At 73.0% G+C, this 15,250-nt stretch carries 3 protein-coding genes; all 3 read left to right on the top strand.

The window, feature by feature from the left end; translation table 11 throughout:
- Positions 1-55: 55 nt before the first annotated feature.
- From AB8Z36_RS00165 to AB8Z36_RS00175, 3 genes are read left to right on the top strand one after another with little or no spacing between them, the layout of a single operon-like run.
- Complete coding sequence (locus AB8Z36_RS00165) at positions 56-8,650, top strand: SDR family NAD(P)-dependent oxidoreductase (RefSeq protein ID WP_369211090.1); 8,595 nt, start codon at positions 56-58, stop codon at positions 8,648-8,650.
- Positions 8,647-11,928, top strand: a complete 3,282-nt coding sequence (locus tag AB8Z36_RS00170) for a type I polyketide synthase (protein ID WP_369211091.1) — start codon at positions 8,647-8,649, stop codon at positions 11,926-11,928. Before AB8Z36_RS00165 ends, AB8Z36_RS00170 begins: the two co-directional genes overlap by 4 nt.
- Complete coding sequence (locus AB8Z36_RS00175; protein WP_369211092.1) at positions 11,925-15,248, top strand: non-ribosomal peptide synthetase; 3,324 nt, start codon at positions 11,925-11,927, stop codon at positions 15,246-15,248. The genes AB8Z36_RS00170 and AB8Z36_RS00175 overlap by 4 nt, the downstream gene beginning before the upstream one ends.
- The last annotated feature ends 2 nt before the right edge of the window (positions 15,249-15,250 follow it).

The raw sequence follows: 15,250 nt of genomic DNA on the forward strand, positions 1-15,250 counted from the left end.
GGTCGGAATGCCGGGCCGGGACGCACGATCGCTTGTCGACCATTTCCGCACAGTCTTGGGCGAGCACGCACAGGAGCAGATCTTCCGCTTTCTCGTGGACGGCGAGGGCGAGCCGCAGGCTCTCGTCAACGCCGACCTGGACCTGAGGGCCCGCACGATCGCCGCGGCACTGCAGGAACGCTTCCCCGCCGGGGAGCGGGCCCTGATCATGTGCCCGGCCGGGCTGGACTATGTCACCTCGTTCTTCGCCTGCCTCTACGCCGATGTCGTCGCCGTGCCCGTCTACCCGCCGGACCCGGCGTTCCCGATGCGCACCCTGCCGCGCCTGACCGCCATCGTGCAGGACGCCGAAACGGCGGTGGTCCTCGCCCCAGCCGCGACGATCGCCCTGGTGGACCGCTTCGCCGAACACGCCCCGGCGCTGCGGAACATCGTGTGGCTCGCCGTCGACGACCTCGACACCGCCGCCGCCGACGGCTGGCGCGCCCCCGGCACGACCCGCGACGACCTGGCGTTCCTGCAGTACACCTCCGGCTCCACCAGCAGTCCCAAGGGCGTCATGGTCAGCCACGGCAACCTGATGCACAACATCTCGGAGATGAACCGGCAGTTCTTCGGCAACGACCCCGACCAGCACATGGTGAGCTGGCTGCCGCCCTTCCACGACCTCGGGCTGATCATGGGCCTGCTCACCCCGGCGTACGGCGGATACCCGGTCACCTTCATGTCCCCGTACTCGTTCCTTAAACGGCCGCTGCGCTGGCTTCGGGCGATCTCCGACACCGGCGCGACCGCGAGCCCCGCCCCGAACTTCGCCTACGACCTCGCCGTGGCCAAGGTGACCGAACAGGACCGGCGGACACTGGACTTGAGTACGTGGCGTGTCGCCCTCAACGGGGCCGAGCCGGTGCGCAAGCAGACCATGGACCGGTTCTCCCGCACGTTCGCCGAGTGCGGTTTCCGGCCCACCACCCACGCCCCGTCCTACGGACTGGCCGAGGCCACCCTGGTGGTGTCCACCGGGGACCCGGCCACCGAACCCGTCCACCGCGACCTGCGTCCCGAGCCGCTGCTGGCCGGCGCCGCCGAGAACGCGGGGCCGGACGAGGCGGCACGCAACCTGCCCAGTTGCGGCATCTCGTTCCGCGACCAGCAGGTCGTCGTCGTGGACCCGCGGACCCGTGCCGCGCTGCCCCCCGGGCGGGTGGGCGAACTGTGGGTCGCGGGACCGAGCGTCGCGCGAGGCTACTGGCGTCGGCCCGAAGCCACCGAGGAGACCTTCCGCGCCCGTCTCGACACCGGGGAGGGGCCGTTCCTGCGCACCGGTGACCTCGGTTTCGCCGACGGCGACCAGATCTACGTCACCGGCCGCATCAAGGACGTCGTGATCGTCGCGGGCCGCAACCACTACCCCCAGGACATCGAGCGCACCGTCGAGAGCGCCGATCCGGGCCTGCGGGAAGGCTGCGGTGTGGCCGGCGCGCGCGAGATCGACGGCGAGGAGCGGCTGATCCTCGTGCAGGAGTACCGCGGCAGCCGCTCCCCCGAGGACCGCGCGCGGGTCATCGAGGCGATACGTACCGAGGTCGTCCGCGAACACGGCCTGCAGCCCTACATCGTCGCGCTGGCCAGGACCGGCACGGTTCCGAAGACCTCCAGCGGCAAGCTGCAGCGCGCGGCCTGCCTCGACGCCCTGCTGGCGGGCGACGCGCAGCCGCTCACGCTGTGGCGCGCGGACGAGGCGGAGCCGGGCCCGGCGGACCGGGCGGCGCCGGGCGCGGACGAGGGCGTTCCGGCACGTCCCGCACTGGACGCCACGGAGGTCACGGCATGGCTGCGCGAGGCACTGGCCGCCGCGACCGGCCGCAAGGCGGCCTTGATCGATCCCGACCTGCCCTTCGCCGGATTCGGCCTGCGCTCCGTCGAACTCGTCGCGCTGGTGGGCGAGCTGGAGCGCCGCTTCGACATCTCCCTGGAGCCCGGCGTCGTCTGGGAACACCCCACCGCCGCCAAGCTCGCCGCCCACCTGGCGGGCACGGCCTCCGGCCCCCCGGTGCCCGGCACCACCGAGCCCGCGACCACGCTCACCGCGCCGGCATCCGCCACCTCCTCCCCCGGGGCCACCGGGCCGGGCGCGGACGAGCCGGTCGCCATCATCGGGATCGGCTGCCGCTTCCCCGGCGGCGTGGACGGACCGGACAGCTTCTGGCGACTGCTGAGCGAGGGCCGCGACGCGGTCACCGAGGTGCCCGCCGACCGGTGGAGCACCGAGGAGTTCACCGACGACGATCCCGAGGCCCCCGGGCGCACCACCAGCCGCTGGGGCGGATTCGTGGAGGGTGTCGACCTGTTCGACTCGGACTTCTTCGGCATCTCGCAGCAGGAAGCCGCCCGCATGGACCCCCAGCAGCGGCTGCTCGCGGAGGTGTCCTTCGAGGCACTGGAGAACGCGGGCGTGCCCACCGGGTCGCTGTCCGGCTCGCAGACCGGCGTGTTCATCGGCATCTCCACGTTCGACCACGCCACCGGCCAGCTGAGCGAGCTCGACGCCATCAACGCCTACACCGGTACCGGCAGCGCTCTGAGCATCGCCGCGAACCGGCTCTCGTACCTGCTGGATCTGCGCGGTCCCAGCATGGCCGTCGACTCCGCCTGCTCCTCCTCACTCGTCGCCGTGCTCCAGGCGTGCGCGAGCCTGCACCGCGGCGACTGCGACCTGGCCGTCGCCGGCGGCGTCAACCTGGTGCTCTCCCCCGCGTTCGCCATCAACTTCAGCAAGGCGGGCGTCATGTCCGCCGAGGGCCGCTGCAAGCCGTTCGACGCGAGCGCCGACGGTTATGTGCGCTCCGAGGGCGCCGGCGTGGTGATCCTCAAGCCGCTCAGCCGGGCCCTGGCCGACGGCGACCCGGTACACGCCGTGATCCGGGGCGGTGCCGTCAACCAGGACGGGGCGAGCAACGGGCTGATGGCGCCCAACCCCAAGGCCCAGGAGGCCGTGGTGCGTGCCGCCCACGCCAAGGCCGGGGTGCGGGCCGCGGACATCGATTACGTGGAGGCGCACGGCACCGGAACCATCCTCGGTGACCCCATCGAGGCCAAGGCCCTGGGCGCAGTGCTCGGCGAGGGCCGCGCCCCGGACCGGCCCTGCCTGATCGGCTCGGTGAAGTCCAACCTCGGCCACATGGAGGCCGCCGCGGGGATCGGCGGGCTGATCAAGACCGCCCTCATGGTCCGCCACCGCTCGGTGCCGCCGACCCTCCACTACCGTGTGCCCAACCCGCACATCCCCTTCGACGACCTCCCGCTCCGCGTCGCCCACACCCGTCAGCCGTGGCCCGGCACGGCCGGTCCGGCGCTGGCCGGCGTCAGCTCCTTCGGTTTCGGCGGCACCAACGCCCACCTGGTGGTGGAGGAACCTCCGCCGCCGGCCGCGCCCACCGGCTCCGCGACCGGGGGCTCCACACTGCTGGCCGTCTCCGCCCGGGACGAGCAGGCCCTTCGTGATCTCGCCGCCCGCTACGCCGACAGGCTCACCGCCGGCACGCCGGTTCGGGCCTTCACGGCCGCAGCCGCCGTCCGCCGCACCCACCATGAGCACCGGCTGGCCTGTGTGGGCGCCGACGCCGCCGAACTGCGGGCCGGCCTGGCCGCGTTCGGCCGCGGGGAAGGTGCCTCCGGGCTCAGTACCGGGGTGCGCCGGGCCGGGACGCAGTCCAAACCGGTGTTCGTCTTCTCCGGACAGGGGCCCCGCTGGTGGCCGCTGGCCGCCGGGCTGCTCACCGGCGACCTCGCGGGAGAACGGGTCTTCCGCGCCGCTCTGGAACGAGCCGACACCCTGTTGCGCCGCCACACCGACTGGTCACTGCTGGAGGAGCTCGCGGCGGACCCGGCCCGCTCCCGGCTGCTGGACACCGCGGTCGGCCAGCCCGCTCTCGTCGCCGTCCAGGTCGCGCTCGCCGCCCTGTGGCGCTCCTGGGGCGTCGAGCCGGCCGCCCTGGTCGGGCACAGTGTGGGTGAGATCGCCGCCGCTCATGTGGCTGGTGCGGTCTCGCTGGAGGACGCCCTGCTGATCGCCCTCCACCGCGGCACCGTGCTGCACGCCGCCACCGGCAAGGGCCGGATGGCCGTCGCGGGCGTCTCCCTGGAGGAGGCCCGCACCCTGCTGGCCGAGCGCGACCCGGGGCCGGTGTGGATCGCCGCCGCCAACAGCCCGGGCTCCACGGTCTTCTCGGGTGCGAACGACGCCCTGGTCGAGTTCGCCAAGTCGCTGGCCGACGACGGTCTCTACTGCAAGGTCCTGGAGTCCGTGGGGTTCGCCTCCCACTGCCCCCTGATGGAGCCCGTCGCCTCGGAACTGGGGCGGGTCCTCGCACCCTTGCGGCCCGGGCCCACCACCATCCCGATGATCTCCACGGGCACCGGCGAATTCGTCCCCGGTGACCGGCTCGACGCCGGGTACTGGGCCGCCAACCTCACCCGTCCCGTGCTCTTCGACACCGCCGTCACCACGCTTGCCGACACCGGCCACAACGTCTTCGTCGAGGTGTCACCGCACCCGATGCTCACCGACGCCGTCACCGAGCGCCTCGCCGCGTACGAGGGCGGTGTCGCGGTGTCGTCCCTCCGCCGCGACCAGCCGGGGCGGGCCACGGTGCTCGCCGAACTCGGCCGCCTGTACACCGCCGGCCACCAGGTCGACTGGGCACGGGTGCACGGTCCCGCGGGGCCGATGGCCGACTTGCCGACCTACCCCTGGCAGCACCACCGCAGTTGGCGCGAGGAGCGTCCGGCGCACCGGTCCGCCCACCGGGGCCACCCGGTCCTCAGGGCACGCACCGAGTCGGCGCTCACACCCCACGCCGTGCACTGGTCGGCCCCGGTGGACCTCGCGGACTTCCCCTACCTGCGGGACCACCAGGTCGGCGGCAGCGCCGTGCTGCCCGCCGCCCTCATGATGGACGCGGCACTCGCCGCCGCGCGCACCCACCTCGGCGACGGCGCCGTCCTGCACGATGTCGCCTTCACCCGGCTCTCCGTACTGCCCGAACAAGCCGACGAGGCCACGTTGCAGCTGGCCCTGGTGCCCGCGACCGCCGACACCGCCTCGGTGAAGCTGTTCACCCGGTCCGGTGCCGGGGAGGAGTGGGCCGAAGCCGCCTCGGCGGGCCTGCGCCGCGCGGCTCCCGCCGGCACCGCCGAGCCTCTCGCCGCCCTCCGCGCGCGCTGCGCCACGTCGGTCCCGGCTGAGGAGCACTACACCGCCCTGCGCCGCGCCGGGCTGGCCTACGGGCCCGCATTCCAGGGCATCGAGGAGCTGTGGCAGGGCCGGGCCGAGGCGGTGGCCCGGCTGCGGGAGCGCAGCGCCCTGACCGCCGACCGCGGGAAGCACCCCGTGCACCCGGTCGTCCTGGACAGTGCCCTGCAGGTCCTCAGCGCCGCCCTCGACGCCCAGGACCAGCCCCTGAGCGCGACGTACGTGCCGGTGGCCGTCGGTGGCTTCACGCTCCTCGGCGACCAGGCCGGCCCCCGCTGGGCGCACGCCGCCGTCACCGCGCCGCACCCCGCCGCCGATACGATCACCGGTGCCCGCGTGGTGCTGTACGACGCCGAGGGCGTCGTCGTGGGTGAGATCACCGGCATCACCCTGCGGCGTCTGGACCCCGCCGAGACCCCGGACCCGCGTGACGAGGCCCTGCTCGATCTCGTCTGGCGCCCCGCGCCCCCTGTCGCCCCCGGCCGGGTGCCGGGCGACTGGCTCCTCTTCGCCGACCGGGGCCGCACCATCGCCGACCTCACCGACGCACTGCGCGCGCACGGCGCCACCTGCCGGACCGTCACCCCTGGACCGGCCTACCGAAAGCTCGGCGCCGACCACTACGAACTCGATCCCGGCAGCCGGGAGGACATCGCCGCCCTGCTGGCTGATCTCGCCGCCTCGGGCATCCGCCCGGACGGGATCGTGCACGCCTCGTCCCTCGACACCGGCCCGCCCGAGGACGGCGGCGACGGGGTCCCGGGGAGCGCGACCGGGGACGCCTGCCTGCCGGTTCTCCATCTCGTGCAGGAACTCACCCTGGCCGGACAGGACCCCGCCCCCCGCCTCGTCCTGCTCACCCGGGGCGCCCAGCACGTCGCCGACGGGGACGAGCTGAACGTCGGGCACGCCCCCTTGTGGGGCCTGGCCCGGGTGATCGCACTGGAACACACCGAACTGCGCGGCTCCGTCATCGACCTGGACCCGGCCAGGCCCGCGGAGGAGGCCGGCCTGCTGCTCGCCGAGGTGCTGGGATCCGACGACGACCAGGCAGCCCTGCGGGGCACCGCCCGGCTGACACCCGCCCTGCGGCCCTGGCAGCACACCGGTGATGCCCAGCGCCCGCGCCCGGCATGGGACTTCGACGCCGCCCGCGACGGCAATCACCATCTGCTGGCCGCCCGTCCCGGCAGCCTCACGAGCCTGCGCCCCACGTGGTGGCACCGCACCGCGCCGGCCCCGGGCCAGGTCGAGGTCGAGGTCACCGCCGCGGGCCTGAACTTCAGTGACGTACTCAAGGCCCTCGATTCCTACCCCGGCGCGGAAGGAACCGTCCCCCTCGGCGCCGAATGCGCCGGCCGGATCGTCGCCGTCGGTGACGGCGTCACCGAGCTCCGGGTGGGCGACCGCGTCATCGCTGCCGCACCCGGCAGCATGGCGGCCTTCATCACCCTGGACGCGCGTCTGGTCGCCGCGGCTCCCGCGGGCCTCGACGACGAGCAGGCCGCTGCTCTGCCGATCGCCTTCCTCACCGCCGTGCACGGCCTGGAACGGCTGGCACGGCTGGGCGAGGGTGAGAGCGTCCTCATCCACTCCGCGACCGGCGGTGTCGGCCTGGCCGCACTCCAGGTCGCGCGCCGCCGCGGTGCCCGGGTCTTCGCCACCGCCGGCACGGCGCCCAAGCGCGAGCTGCTGCGCGGCCTGGGTGTCGAGCATGTGATGGACTCCCGCACCCTCGATTTCGCCGACGAGATCAGGGCGCTCACCGACGGCCGCGGGATCGATGTGGTCCTCAACTCCGCCTCCGGCGAGACACTGGTCCGCTCCCTGGAACTGGTGGCACCCGGCGGGCGCTTCGTGGAGATCGGCAAACGCGATATCTACGACAACAGCCCCATCGGCCTGGAGTTCTTCAAGGACAACCGGGCCTTCCTCGCCGTCGACCTCGAACAGACCATCCGTGAGGACCCGACCCGGGTCGCGGACCTGTTCGCCGACGTCCTGGAGGGGTTCGGCCGCGGCGAGTTCACGGCCCTGCCCGTCACCACGCACACCTTCGGCGACGCCCCCGCCGCCTTCACCGCGATGGCCAAGGCCCGTCACACCGGAAAGCTCGTCCTGGTGCCGGCGGCGCGTGAACCGGTGACCACTGCGGTGGGCGCCGCGCCCGTACGTCCCTCGGGCACCTATCTGATCACCGGCGGGCTCGGCGCGCTCGGTCTGGAGACGGCGCGCTACCTGGTGGAGCGGGGGGCCCGGCACCTGGTCCTGGCCGGCCGCAGCGCCCCCGGGCCACGGGCCGAACAAGCCCTCGCCGCGCTGCGCGGCCGGGCCGAGGTGGTGGTGGTCGCCGCCGACCTGTCCGTACGCGGTGCGGTGGATGACGTACTGGACCGCCTGGACCGCTCCCTGCCTCCGCTGGCGGGCGTCGTGCACGCCGCGGGCGTTCTCGACGACGGCCTGCTCACCGGACTGGACCAGGAACGGTTCCGGTCGGTCTCCGGTCCGAAATCGGCCGCGGCCTGGCATCTGCACCAGGCCACCCTCGGCCGTGACCTCGACTTCTTCGTGCTGTACTCCTCGGCCGCCGCCGTACTCGGCTCGGCCAGCCAGGGCAACTACGCCGCGGCGAGCGCCTTCGTCGACACACTGGCCCACCACCGGCGCTCCCTCGGCCTGCCCGCGCTGAGCATCGACTGGGGGCCCTGGGCGGAGATCGGGCTCGCCGCCCGCCCCGAACGCGGCGGGGCCCTGGCCGCCCGCGGCATCGAGAGCATCAGTCCCGAGAAGGGCATCGCCGCCCTCGACCGTGTGCTGAGCAGCTCCGCCGCCCAGGTGTGCGTCCTGCCCCTGGACCGCGCGAAGGTCCGCGACCACCATGGCGGCGGCCTGCTGCGCACGCTCGTCGAGGACCACGCCGAGCAGGCGGAGAGCGCCGCGGACCCACGGGATGAGATACGGCGTTCGATGCTCGCGGTCGAACCGGGCCGCCGCCGCAGGGCCGTACTGACCGAGCACTGCCGGACGGTCGCCGCCCACGTCCTCGGGGCCGACCCCGCCAGGATCGACACCAGCGCCCCCCTCACCGGCATGGGATTCGACTCGCTGCTCTCCCTGGAACTGCGCAAGTCGCTGGAGGCATCACTGCGCGTCAAGCTGCCCTCCACCGTCACCTGGCGCTTCCCCACCCTCGACGCTCTTGTGCCCTACCTCGCCGACCGGATGGAGATCGCGCTCGAGGCGGACCGGCACCCGGACGAGGGCCGGCCGGGCACCGGGAGCGCCGGCGGGAGCGCCCCGGACACGTCCGTGGACCTCGATGCCCTGTCCGCCGCACAACTTGAAGCACTCCTGATGGCCAAGACCACACAGATCGACGAGGGGGCCCAGCGATGACTCCGGGACAGGACCTGACAGCGGCCGACACGCTCAAGCGCGCCTATCTGACGATGGAGCGCATCCAGCAGCAGGTGGCGCAGTACGAGCGGGCACATGCCGAGCCCGTCGCCATCGTGGGTACCGGCTGCCGCCTCCCCGGCGGCGTCACCGACACCGCCTCCTACTGGCAGATGCTGGCGCAGGCCACCGACGCGGTGGGGGAGATACCCGCCGGGCGGTGGGACCACGAGTCGTTCTACGACGAGGAAGCCGGGAAGCCGGGGAAGATCTACACCCGGGCCGGTGCGTTTCTCGACGATCTCGACCACTTCGACCACGACTTCTTCGGCATCTCCCAGCGCGAGGCCGTGGCGATGGACCCGGCCCAGCGGCTGAGCCTGCGCGTGTGCTGGGAAGCCCTGGAGAACGCCGGGCAGGCGCCGTCGGGGCTGGCCGGCAGCCGCACCGGAGTGTTCATGGGCGCGGCTTCCTGGGACTACATCACCGCCCAGCTGCGCCACCCCGACGATGTCAGCGCGTACACGAGTTCCGGGGCCGCGATGTCCTTCATCCCGGCCCGTATCGCCTACCTCCTCGACCTGCGCGGCCCGAACCTCGCCGTCGACTCCGCCTGCTCCGCCTCGCTGCTGGCCGTCCACCAGGCCTGTCAGAGCCTGCGGCTCGGTGAATGCGACATGGCCCTGGCCGGCGGTGTGAACGTGGTGCTCTCGCCGATGCTGATGATCTCCCAGTCACAGTTCGGCTCGGTGTCCCGGCAGGGCCGCGCCAGGACCTTCTCCGACAGCGCCGACGGCTATGTGCGCGGCGAGGGCTGCGGTGTGGTCGTGCTCAAGCGGCTGTCCGACGCCGTGCGCGACAAGGACCGCGTCCTCGCGGTCGTACGCGGCAGTGCGGTCAACCAGGACGGCCGCAGCGCGGGCATCACGGCACCGAACGGCGCCGCGCAGCGTGATGTCTTCGAGCGTGCGCTGCGGGCGGCCGGGGTGACCGCCGATCAGGTCGGCTACATCGAGACCCACGGCACCGGCACCCGCCTCGGAGACCCCATCGAGGCCGAGGCCCTCGCCGATGTGTACGGCCGTGACCACGGATCACCGGTCTACCTCGGCGCCGTCAAGACCAACATCGGTCACCTGGAGGCGGCGGCGGGCATCGCCGGCCTCATCAAGGCCGCCGTCTGCCTGGACCGCGGCGAGATCCCCCCGAACCTCCACTTCGACCGGCTCAACTCCAACATCTCCTTCGACGGCACGACCTTCCAGGTGCCCACCGCCGTGACGCCGTGGCCGCACACCGACGGCCGCCGGACGGCCGCGGTGAGCAGCTTCGGGCTCAGCGGCACCAACGTCCACCTGATTCTGGAAGAGGCGCCCGCGGCACCGGCGCCGCCCGCCCCGGACGACCGCAGGCCCGCCTCGGTGCTGGCGCTGTCAGCCCGCAGCGAGAGCGCGCTGACCGCGCTCGCCGGCCGCTACGCCGAACGCCTCACCGCCGACGACACCCCGCTGGCGGACGTGTGCCACGCGGCGGGCACGGGCCGCTCCCACTTCCGCCACCGGCTCGCCGCCATCGGCACCGGCCGGCAGGAGGTCGCCGACCGGCTCAGGGCCTTCGTGGACGGCGAGGAGCCTTCGGGCCTCGTGCGCGGGGAGGGCGACAGCCCCGAGGTCGTGTTCGTCTTCACGGGCCAGGGAGCCCAGCGCCCCGGAATGGCCCGCGGACTGTACGACACGCAACCCACCTTCCGGCGTGCGGTCGATGAGTGTGCCGAGATCCTGCGCCCGCTGCTGGATCTACCGCTGCTGTCCGTCCTGTTTCCCGACGACCCCGACGACCGGCGGATCAACGACACCGCCTACGCCCAGCCCGCGACGTTCGTCGTCGAGTACGCCATGGCCGAGCTGTGGCGTTCCTGGGGCATCACGCCCGCCGCCGTGCTCGGTCACAGCTTCGGCGAGTGCGTCGCGGCCTGTGTGGCGGGTGCCATGTCCCTGCGGGACGGCCTGGCCTTCGCGGTGGAGCGCGCGCGCCTCATCCAGGAGTTCTCGCTCCCCGGCAGCATGGCCGCGGTCTTCGCTTCCGAGGAGGAGGTCGCCACGGAGCTCGCCGCGCATCCGGGGCGGATCGCCATCGCCGCGGTCAACGGCCCCGCGAACATAGCGGTCTCCGGCGACAGCGATCTCGTCGACGCCGTGTGCGCCGCGTTCGGCGCCCGCGGGGTCAAGACCAAGCGGCTGCACATCGCCTCGGCCGGACATTCCCCCTTGATGGACCCGGTCCTCGAACCGCTGCGCCGCGCCGCACGGCGGATCTCCTTCACCGCCCCGCGCATCCCCCTGGTCTCCAACGTCACCGGCGAGCTGTGGTCCTGGGACGAGGCGCCGGATCCCGACTACTGGTGCCGGCACGTCCGGGGAACCGTCCGGTTCACCGACGGGGTGCGGACCCTGCGGTCCATGGGGCACCGCATCTTCGTCGAGGTGGGCCCCGCCCCCACCCTGCTGGGGGTGATCAGCGACGCCCTTCCGCCCGGCCACGAGGACCTGCTCCTGCCCAGCCTGCGGCCCCAGCAGGACGACTGGGATGTCCTGCTCGGCACGGTCGCCGAGCTGTACACGGCCGGCGCCCCCATCGACTGGACGGGCTTCGACCGCGACTACACCCGCGTCAGGACGGCCGTGCCCACCTACCCCTTCGATCCGGTCCGGTGCTGGCAGCCTCCGCGCCCGTGGGACGGCACAGCGACGGCGCCGGCCGGGGAGGCGGGCGAGCCGTCGGCCGGGAGCGGCTCCGGCGACCGCCGTGCCCGCCGCTCCTCCCGCGGCCGGCGCCGGGCGAGCCGTATCCCCACGGCGGCCGAGCTGCTGGAGCTGAGTGAATCCGAGCGTCTGGACACCCTGCGCGCCCAGTTCGTGCTCAGCGTCAAGGACGTCCTCGGCTCCGTCTCCACCGACGTCGGCGTGGACGAGCCGCTGACCGGCTTCGGCCTGGACTCCCTCATGGCCGTCGAGCTGCGCAACGAGATCCAGAGCAGGCTCGGCCTGACCCTGCGGATCACCGACTTCCTCGGCGGCGCGACCATCGCGAGCGTCGCCGAGGGCATCGTCAGGGAGCTCGCCACGACCGGTGGCGGCGGCCTGACGGGCACAGGGCACGACGGCTCCGGGGCACCGGCTGCGATCCAGCGCCTGCCCCGGGCCGTCGATGCCGCCACGGCACTCCTCGACGAGCTGACCGGTTCCGCGGCCCTTGTGACCCGGGAGAAGCAGTCGTGAGCGACGATCTCGCCGGGCGCCTCGCCGCCCTCCCCCCTGAGGAGCGGGCCCGGTTCGACGCCCTGCTCGCCGAACGCTCGGCCGAGGTCACCTTCCCGCTGGCCGTCCTGCAGCGCGGCACCTGGTTCCTCGAACAGCTCCGGCCCCGCAATCCCGGCTACATCGTGCCCGGTGCGGTGCGTGTGGAAGGCCCGCTCGACAGCGGCCTGCTGCGTCGCGCCGTCGCAGAGATCGTCCGCCGTCACGAGGCGCTGCGCACCACCTTCCAGCCGCGTGCCGGAACCCCGGTCCAGATCGTCCACCACCACCTCGCCGTCGATGTCCCCGAGACCGATCTCAGCGGCCCGTGCCATACGGACGCCGATCACCAGAAGTGGATCGACGACGCCCTCGCCGAACCTTTCGACATCGACACCGGCCCCCTGCTGCGGGTGCGGCTGCTGCGCACCGGTCCCGACCGGTCGGTGCTCGTCGTCGCCATGCACCATCTCGTTTCGGATCGCTGGTCCATAGCCGTCTTCCTCAATGAACTGTCCGAGCTGTACGAGGCGTTCGCCGCGGGCCGGCCCTCCTCCCTGCCCGAACTCGCCATCCAGTACGGGGACTTCGCCTCGTGGCAGCAGCAGCAGACCGGTCAGGCCGACTGGCAGCGGGGCCTTGCCTACTGGCGCGAGCACCTCGCCGGCGCTCCAGCCGTGCTCGACCTGCCCACCGACCGTCCCCGCCCGCCCGTCCAGGGCTTCAAGGGGGGCTCGGTCCCCGTCGACCTGCCGCCCGCTCTGGTCGGTGAACTGGCCGCGCTGGCCAAACGGCACGGTGCGACGCCGTACATGGCGCTGCTCACCGCCTTCAAGATCCTGCTGCACCGCTACACCGGTCAGGACGACATCGTCGTCGGCGTGCCGACCGCGCTGCGCGGGCACGCCGAGGTCGAACCGCTCATCGGCTACTTCGTCAACACCCTGCCCATCAGAACGGACCTGTCCGGCGGTCCCGGCTTCGAAGCGGTCCTCACCCGGGTCCGCGACGCCTGTCTCGGCGCCTACGCCCACCAGGACATTCCCTTCGAGCTGATCGTCGCCGACCGCAACACCCCCCGTGACCTCAGCCGCCCCCCGATATACCAGGTCAGCTTCAGCTACGGCCGGGAGCCGGTGCCGACGCTGGCCATGGCCGGTGCCCGCCTCACCCGGCTGCCGGTCCGCAGTGAAGGTGCGCGCTTCGATCTGGAACTTCAGGCCTTCGACACGGACGGCGGCCTCACCGGCTGGTTCGAGTACGACCGCGATCTCTTCGACGAGGAGACCGTCGTGCGCCTCGCCGGTCACTTCCGCCACCTGGTCGAGCAGATCGTCGCCCGTCCCGACGCCCCCGTCCACGGCCTGGACCTTCTGCCGGGAGAGGAACGCCACCACCTCCTGGAGGAGCTGAACGCCACTGACCGGCAGTGGTCCGAGGGCCTGGTGCACGAGTGCGTCGAGCGGCAGGCGCGCCGCACCCCGGAGGCCGAAGCCGTCCGGTACGCGGGCGCCTCGCTGACCTACAGCGAGCTGAACGAGCGGGCCAACCGCCTCGCCCACCTGCTGCGCGGGCGCGGCGTGGGCCGTGACGTCCTGGTCGGTGTGGCCATGGAACGCTCGCTGGAACTCGTCATCGCCCTGCTCGCCGTCCTCAAGGCCGGCGGCGCGTATGTCCCCCTCGACACCGGCCTGCCGCCCGCCCGGCTGGCCGCGATCGTCGAGGACGCCCGGCCCCCCTTGGTGCTCACCCACGAGGGCCCGGACGGCCACCTGCCCGAGCTCGGCTGCCCCGTCCTGCGGATGGAGGAGCTCGCCGGCGACCTGGCGGCACACTCCCCGGACGATCCGGACGCGGGCGTGCACGGCGAGGACCTGGCGTACGTCATCTTCACCTCCGGATCGACGGGCCGGCCCAAGGGCGTGATGAACGTGCACGCCGCCCTGCGCAACCGGCTGCTGTGGATGCAGGACGCCTACGGCCTGGACTCCTCCGACCGGGTGCTGCAGAAGACTCCCTTCTCCTTCGACGTGTCGGTGTGGGAGTTCTTCTGGCCTCTCATGAGCGGCGCCGTCCTCGTGATGGCCCGGCCCGACGGGCACCGCGACACCGCCTACCTGGCCGCCACGATCGCCGCGGAGCGGATCACCACGATCCACTTCGTGCCGTCGATGCTGCGGCTCTTCCTCGCCGAGCCGCCGGAGCGCTCGGCGCCTCTGCGGCGCGTCTTCTGCAGTGGTGAGGAGCTCCCGCGTGATCTGCACGACCGCTTCCTCGCCCTGTACTCGGCGGAGCTGCACAATCTGTACGGCCCGACGGAGGCCGCCATCGACGTCACCGCCTGGCACTGCCGCCCACAGGACGACCCCCGCCCGGTGCCCATCGGCCATCCCATCGCCAACACCCGCGTGTACGTGCTGGACCGCCACGACCGGCCCGTTCCCGCCGGAGTCCCCGGAGAACTGTGCATCGGGGGCCGGGGGCTGGCCCGCGGCTATCTCGGCCGCCCGGAGCTGACCGCCGAGCGCTTCACGGACGACCCGTTCGTCTCCGGCGCCCGCATCTACCGCACCGGCGATCTGGCCCGGCACCGCCCGGACGGCGCGCTGGAGTTCCTCGGCCGTCTCGACCACCAGGTCAAGCTCCGCGGTCAGCGGCTCGAACTGGGCGAGATCGAGGCCGTGCTGACCCGGCACGCCGCCGTGCGCGAAGCGGTCGTCATCACCCACGAGTTCTCCCCCGGTGACGTCCGTCTGGCCGCCTACGTCACTCCCGCGGCCGGCACCGCGCCCGGAGCCGAGCTCAGCGCCCATCTGCGCGAGCACCTTCCGGAGTACATGGTCCCGTCATCCTTCACCGTGCTGGACGCCCTGCCGCTGACCCCCAGCGGCAAGACGGACCGCAAGGCCCTGCCGGCGCCGCGGACAGGACGACCGGACCTCGGGCCCCGGTTCATCGCCCCCGGGGCCGGGCTGCAGCAGACGCTCGCCGAGATGTGGCGCGGTCTGCTGGGGGTCGAGCGCGTGGGGCTGCGCGACAACTTCTTCGACCTCGGCGGGCACTCCCTGCTCATGGCCGAGTTCCGGACCGGGCTCGCCAGCGAGCTCGGCCACGACCTGACCATGGTCGAGCTGTTCCAGCACCCCACGGTCGAATCCCTCGCCGCCCGCCTCGGCGGCCCCGGCAACGCCCCCGACACCGCCGGCCGGAGCGCCAGGCAACGCGCACACAACCGACGTCAGTCCCGTAACCGGCGGCAACAGGCGGCCGAACGCCGGGCTTCCTCTCGCGGAGACAGGTGATC

Source organism: Streptomyces flavofungini, from assembly GCF_041028215.1.
Taxonomy (GTDB): domain Bacteria; phylum Actinomycetota; class Actinomycetes; order Streptomycetales; family Streptomycetaceae; genus Streptomyces; species Streptomyces flavofungini_B.

Coding starts and splice junctions, on each gene's coding strand:
- AB8Z36_RS00170 (WP_369211091.1), top strand. CDS start 8,647: ATGACTCCGGGACAGGACCTGACAGCGGCCGACACGCTCAAGCGCGCC.